This is a genomic window from Kitasatospora sp. NPDC091257 (genome assembly GCF_044757675.1).
GTDB lineage: Bacteria > Actinomycetota > Actinomycetes > Streptomycetales > Streptomycetaceae > Kitasatospora > Kitasatospora lactacystinica.
Genome location: NZ_JBIVVI010000437.1, coordinates 1 through 6,616, shown reverse-complemented (window position 1 = coordinate 6,616; position 6,616 = coordinate 1). Strand labels below are relative to the sequence as shown.

The window sequence follows — 6,616 nt, the reverse complement described above, 5'->3', positions numbered from 1 at the left end:
CTGCTTTCCGGGGTTTGGGGGGGTGGCCGGGGGGGGGGTCCATAATTTTGGGTGGGTGTTAAATCTGGGGGGGTCGTAACTGTGGGTGGGTCGGAACTGCGGGTGCGGTCCGGGAGGTGCCCCGGACGACGCGGCACGACTCTGGCATGCCCACCCGCCCCTCGGCCAGAGCCCACCCGCCCCTCGGCCGGAGCCGGCCGGCCGGGCGGGACCGGCTCCCGGCCGCTCCTCCCCGCCGAAATCCGGTGGTGGCGGGCCCCGCACCGGGGGCAGCATCGTCGCCATGACCACCGCCGATCCCGTCCTGCTGCTCGCGCCGCGCATCAACGAGACGGGCCTCCAGCTCCGCACCGCCGCCGGACGCCGCGGCCTGCGGGCGTGCACCGCGACGTCCTGGCAGGCGCCGCCCGGGCTGCGCGGCTCGGCGGTGCACGTGTACGGCGGACCGCTGTTCGGCGACGCCGTCGGACGGGAGCTCGGCCTCGGCCTGCTGGAGCCCGCCGCCGACTGGCTGACCCGGCTGCCGCTCGCGCTGACCGGACGCCGGGTCTCCTTCGGCACCCTGGCCGAGGCGCGCCGGCTGCGCCGCCCGGCCTTCGTCAAGCCGCCGGTGGACAAGCTGTTCGCCGCCCGGGTCCACCCCGACGGCGGGACGCTGCCGGGGCCCGAACTGCTGGACGGTGACACGCCGGTGCTGGTGAGCGAGGTCGTTCGGTTCGGCGTCGAGTACCGGCTGTTCGTCCTGGACGGCGCGGTGCGGGCCGGCTCGCGCTACGCCGTGGACGGTGACCTGTCCGTCGCGCCGCTGGAGACCGCCGGGGCACCCGCCGGGGAGACCGCCGGGGAGACCGCCGAGGTGCTCGCCTTCACCGCCGACGTGCTGGCCGCGTCGGCGTCGGACGCGCCGCTGCCCAGTGCCACCGTGGTGGACGTCGGGCGTACGGAGAACGGCCGTTGGGCCGTGGTGGAGGCCAACGCGGCGTGGGCCAGCGGTGGTTACGCCGCCGATCCGGACGCCGTCCTCGACGTGGTGCTGCGCTCGGGTGGACCGGCCGCCCAACTCCCGTCCACCGACCGCCCGTTCCTGCGCGAACTGCCCGATGTGGTGCGCTGAGGCCGGTCGGCCGTCGGGGCCGGGGCTTGCGTCTCCGGCGGATCATGGATCAGGATCCGCGCCATGACCACCTCTCACCTCACCCACATCACCGAGCCCCCCGGAGTCGCGCCCGGTACCGGCTACACCCAGGTCGTCACCGGCAGCGGCCGGACGGTCCAGGTGTCCGGCCAGGTCGCCTTCGACGAGCAGCGGAACCTGGTCGGCGAGGGCGATCCGAAGGCGCAGGCGCGGCAGGTCTTCGAGAATCTGCGGCGTTGCCTGGCCGCCGCCGGGGCCGGGTTCGAGCACGTCGTGAAGCTCACCTACTTCATGACGGACATCGCCCACCTCTCGGCCGTCCGCGAGGCCCGCGACGAGCACTTCGGCTCCCTTCCGCTGCCGGCCTCCTCCGCGATGCAGGTGGCCGCCCTGTTCAAGCCCGAGGTGCTGATCGAGATCGAGGCGATGGCGATCGTCCCCGAGTAGCCGGCCCGCGGCCGGCTCGTCTCACACCGCGCCGGGGCTCGCGTCCCGCCGCCCGGCCCACCGGACGGCGGGGCGCATCGCCAGGCCCGCCGCGGCCAGCACCGTGCCCAGGACGACCCAGCCGACCATGCCGTACCCGATGACCAGGGTGCCGACCAGCGCCGGGCCGGCCATCAGCGCCGCCGCCGTCCCCGCGTTGAACACGCCCTGGTAGGCACCGTGATCGCGCTCACCCGCGAGGTCGTAGCTGAGCGCCCAGCCGCCCGCCTGCGCGACGACCTCGCCGAGCGACTGCAGCGCGACCCCGCCGAGCACCACCACGGCCGCGACGCCCGCGGGCAGACCGTGCGCCAGCGAGACGACCAGGCAGGAGGCGGCCAGCACCACTCCGGCGCGCCCGCAGGCCCGGGCGGCCTCCATCCGCTCCTCGGTGCCCCGGGTGGCCCGCACCTGCAGGGTGATCACCAGCAGGGTGTTGACGATCAGGGTGCCCGCGACGGTGATCCGCGGCGCGTCGGTCTCCTGGACGATCCAGAGCGGTATGCCGACCTCAAGGACGGCGAACTGCAGGCAGAGCAGTGCGTTCAGCACCGTCACGGCCAGGAACGGGCCGTCCCGCAGCGCCGGGTTCGGCCGCCGGCCCTGCTTGACGCCCCGGCCCGAGGGGTCCGACGGGTTCGCGACTCCGGTCTTCGCGGACGGCTCGGACACTGCCGCCCCGGACTCCGACGCTCCGGTCACCGAGGAGCGCTGCGGGATGTCGAGGCGGTGGAACAGCACGGCGACGGCCACGTAGGAGGCGGCGTCGGCCAGGATCGCCGTCAGGTACACCGGCCGGGTGTCCAGTTGGAGCGCGATCGCGCCGATGGCCGTTCCCAGGCAGATCCCGACGTTGGTCACCACCCGCAGGTGGGCCCGGCCCGCCACCCGGCGGTCGGCGGGCAGCACCTCGGCGAAGAGCGCGTTCCGGGTGGCGGCGGAGCCGCGGTCGACGGCGGAGACCAGGCAGGCCAGCGCCACGAACGCCGGGTAGCTGTGCACCAGCGCGTACCCGGCGGTGCCGATCGCCTGCACCGACACCAGCACCACCAGCACCCGCCGCGCACCCCAGCGGTCGGCGGCCCGGCCGGCCGGCACGCTCGCGACGACCCCGCACAGGCCGGCGGCGGTCATCCCGAGGCCCAGCTGGGCGGCGCTCAGGCCGAGCACCCGGGTGAAGAACAGCACCGCGACGGAGAGGGAGAGGCCGTTGCCCACCGTGTTGACCAGGGTGATCCCCGCCAGCCGACGGACTGTCGGGTCGGGGTGCAGCCGGCGTCGCAGCGCGGCGACGACCCCGGTGGCACGGGGGGTCGCAGGCGCAGCCCGGTCTTCGGGCACGGCAGGGGAAGGTGCGGAGGACTCCGCCGTCGAGGTGGTCATGCATGGATCCCACCGCGCGCCGGAGCGGACCAGTACTCCTTTAGGCTCTGGCTGAATCCGAAGCCGGACTGCCTGCCCCGGCCGATCCCCGCAGAAGGATGCCCCGTGCACCGGTTCACGCTCCGCCTGGCCGACCTCGCCACCACCTGGTTCGCCGTCTCCCCGATCCACGAGGCGGCGCTCAGCCTGCGGATGTGGACCCACCCGGGCGTCTACCACCTCCAGACCCGGGCCTTCGAGCAGCTCAGGCCCGCCTTCGAACGGCTGGACTCCCGTCTTCTGCTGTCGCTCGTCGCCGAGAACCGCTTCGTCCCCGACTTCCTGACGCCGCGCCCCACCTCCCCCTCCCCCGAGTTCCGCTCCGAGATCGCGACCGTCCGGGCGTTCCCGCCGGAGCAGTTGCGCGCCGAACTGGAGCAGACGTTCCTCTCGCACGGCCAACCGCTGCCCGCCGCACTCGCCGCCGGACTCGCCTGCCCGGAACGGCTGTTGGCGCGGATCGCCGACACGCTGGAGGAGTACTGGGAGGTGTGCCTCGCCCCCGCCTGGTGGCCGCAGGCCCGCGCCGTTCTGGAGGCCGACCTGGTCTACCGCGCCCGGCTGCTCGCCCAACACGGCGCGGCGGCCCTCTTCGCCGATCTGGACCACCGGCTCCACTGGGAGAACGGCGTCCTGTCGATCAGCCGGAACTGGACGGACGGGGACGTGGAGACGCCCGTGGACGGGCGCGGCCTGGTGCTCTGTCCGACCTTCTTCGTCCGCGGCGCGATCACGATGATCAGCAATGACCGTGCGCCGCAGATCAGTTACCCGGCACGCGGACAGGCCGGGCCGGCCGGCCGGGGCACGCCGGTGCCGCCGCAGGCCGTGGCGGCGTTGGTCGGCGCGCCGAAGGCTCGGCTGCTCGCGCTGCTCGCCGAGCCCGCCTCCACGACCGACCTCGCCTTCCGCCTCGGCGTCACCCCGGGCGCGGTCAGCCAGCACCTTTCCGTCCTCGCCGCCACCGGCCTGGTCACCCGGGCCCGGCACGGCCGCTCGGTGCTGTACCGGCGCAGCCCGCTCGGGGACGAGCTGACGGGAGTGAAGCCGGGGACCGGGAGCCCATCAGTGGTACAGACCTGTTGACGCATTGGTCCAGTCCTCCTACAGTTCCCATGCCTTCGCCTCCCCACGGCACAGGCATCGATCGCACACGGATCAATGGATCAACCAAGGTTCTACGTCACCCTGTTCAACCCCCACAGCCACAGGGAGAACCATGTCCGCTCGATCCCGGGCCGGGCGCCCGCGCGTGCGCAGCAGACTGCTGGCACTGCTCTCCGTCCTGCTCCTTCCCCTCGCCGCGCTCACCGCGCTGGCCGCCCCGGCGAACGCCGCCGGAAAGCTCACCGCCACCTTCACCACCGCCGACAACGGCTCCTGGTGGCAGGGCACCTACATCGTCCACAACGACAACGCCGCCGCGGTGAGCGGCTGGACCCTGGAGTTCGACCTCCCGGCCGGCGTCACCATCGGCAACAGCTACAACGGCACCGCCACCGTCAACGGCCGGCACGTCACCGCCACGGCGGCGTTCTACAACTCCACCGTCAACGCCCACAGCACCACCGAGCCGTACAGCTTCTGGTTCGTGGGCAACGGGCCGGTCTCCGCCCCGCTCAACTGCCGTATCAACGGCGACAAGTGCGACGGCTCCGCGGACGTCCCGCCGTCCGCGCCGGGCACCCCGACGGTGACCGAGTCCACCGCGCACACGCTCGCGCTGAGCTGGCCGGCCGCCACCGGCGGGGACTTCCCGATCGTCGGCTACGACGTGCTGAGCGGTGGCACCGTGCTCGCCTCCGGCCCGTCCACCGGCGTGCTGGTCACCGGCCTCACCCCGGCCACCGCGTACACCCTGACCGTCCGGGCCAAGGACAGCCGCGGCAACACCGGCCCGCTCAGCCCGTCCGTCACCGCGTCCACCTTCGACCCGTCCACCGACACCTCGCCGCCCACCGCACCGACCAACCTCCGTGCGACGGCGGTCAGTTCGACGGACGTGAAGCTCGCCTGGAACGCCGCCACCGACAACGTCCGGGTCGCCGCGTACGACGTCTACCAGGGCAGCACCCTGGCGGCCACGGTCACCGGCAGCACGCTCGGCGCGACCGTCGGCAGCCTGTCGCCGTCCACCGCCTACACGTTCACCGTGAAGGCCCGGGACCCCGCCGACAACGCCTCACCCGCGTCCGCCCCGCTCTCCGTGACCACCTCGGACCTGGTCGGCGCCGGAAAGTACGCCCGGGTCGGCTACTTCGTCCAGTGGGGCATCTACGGCCGCCAGTACTTCGTCAAGAACCTGGACACCTCGGGCGCCGCCGCCAAGCTCGACGTCATCAACTACGCCTTCGAGAACATCGACCCGGTCAACCTGACCTGCATGGCGGGCGTCACCAAGGGCACCAGCGGCAACCCGGAGGACCCGGACCAGGGCACCGGCGCCGGTGACGCCGACGCGGACTACGGCCGGGCGATGAGCGCCGACCAGTCGGTGGACGGCGTGGCCGACGACGGCTGGGGCAAACTCCGCGGCAACTTCAACCAGTTGAAGAAGCTCAAGGCCAAGTACCCGAACCTGAAGGTGGTCGTCTCGCTCGGCGGCTGGACCTACTCCAAGTACTTCTCCGACGCCGCCGCCACCGACGCGTCCCGGCAGAAGTTCGTCAAGTCCTGCATCGACACCTGGATCAAGGGCAACCTGCCGGCCTACAACGGCGCCGGCGGCGACGGCGTGGCCGCCGGCATCTTCGACGGCATCGACCTCGACTGGGAGTGGCCCGGCTCCGGCGACGGCCACCCTGGCAACCACTGGAGCGCCGACGACAAGGGCAACCTGACCCTGCTGCTGGCCGAATTCCGCAAGCAGCTGGACGCGTTGGGCGGCTCGCACAAGCTGCTCACCGCCTTCACCCCGGCCGACCCGGCGAAGGTCGCCGCCGGCTGGGACCTCTCGAAGATCTTCGGCTCGCTGGACATCGCCAACGTCCAGGGCTACGACTTCCACGGCTCGGGCAGCGACAACTCCTGGGAGCCGAACCGCACCGGCCACGCCTCCAACCTCTACCAGGACCCGAACGACCCGTACACCACCCACTTCAGCGTGGACACGGCCGTCCAGACGTACCTGAACGCCGGGGTCAACCCGCGCAAGCTGACCATCGGCTTCCCGTTCTACGGGCGCGGCTGGCAGAGCGTCGCGGACGGCGGCGCGAACGGCGCCTGGCAGTCGGCGAACGGCGCCGCACCGGGCCAGTTCTCCGACGAGGCCGGAACCCGCGGGTACAACAACCTGATCACCAGCCTCTCCGGCCTCAAGGTCTACCACGACCCCAAGTCCGTCGCGACGTACGGCTACACGGGCGCCGGCGGCCAGTGGTGGACCTTCGACGACGCCTGGTCGATCGCGCAGAAGACCGCCTACCTCAAGTCGAAGAACCTGCTCGGCGGCATGATCTGGGAGATGTCCGGCGACACCCCGTCTCGGCGTCGACAACAATCTTTGCTCACTTCCAAAGTAGGGACTTGCACTTTGGAAGTTCCCAGGCGCATGCTACTCAACGTAGCTCGACG

5 protein-coding genes are annotated in these 6,616 nt (G+C 72.4%); 4 read left to right on the top strand and 1 reads right to left on the bottom strand.

What is annotated here, in order from left to right; genetic code table 11:
• Window positions 1–283: 283 nt before the first annotated feature.
• Window positions 284–1,114 (top strand): ATP-grasp domain-containing protein, encoded by an 831-nt coding sequence (locus ACIQOV_RS20820; protein WP_401050469.1) that lies wholly within the window; start codon window positions 284–286, stop codon window positions 1,112–1,114.
• A 63-nt stretch (window positions 1,115–1,177) separates the two neighbouring features.
• The gene (locus tag ACIQOV_RS20815) at window positions 1,178–1,582 is read left to right on the top strand and encodes a RidA family protein (RefSeq protein WP_380545934.1); all 405 of its coding nucleotides are present in this window, start codon (window positions 1,178–1,180) and stop codon (window positions 1,580–1,582) included.
• Window positions 1,583–1,603: 21 nt separating this feature from the next.
• Here ACIQOV_RS20815 and ACIQOV_RS20810 read toward each other — a convergent pair whose 3' ends face one another.
• Complete coding sequence (locus ACIQOV_RS20810) at window positions 1,604–3,004, bottom strand: MFS transporter (protein WP_401050466.1); 1,401 nt, start codon at window positions 3,002–3,004, stop codon at window positions 1,604–1,606.
• A gap of 105 nt (window positions 3,005–3,109) precedes the next feature.
• Here ACIQOV_RS20810 and ACIQOV_RS20805 point away from each other — a divergent pair, with 105 nt between their 5' ends.
• Both ACIQOV_RS20805 and ACIQOV_RS20800 read left to right on the top strand, forming a co-directional pair.
• Window positions 3,110–4,129 carry an ArsR/SmtB family transcription factor gene (locus tag ACIQOV_RS20805; protein ID WP_401050463.1) on the top strand — a complete coding sequence of 340 codons (1,020 nt, stop codon included), beginning with the start codon at window positions 3,110–3,112 and terminating at the stop codon, window positions 4,127–4,129.
• Window positions 4,130–4,262: 133 nt separating this feature from the next.
• Window positions 4,263–6,616: glycosyl hydrolase family 18 protein (locus ACIQOV_RS20800; protein ID WP_401050461.1), on the top strand; the 2,354-nt coding region annotated here is incomplete at its 3' end.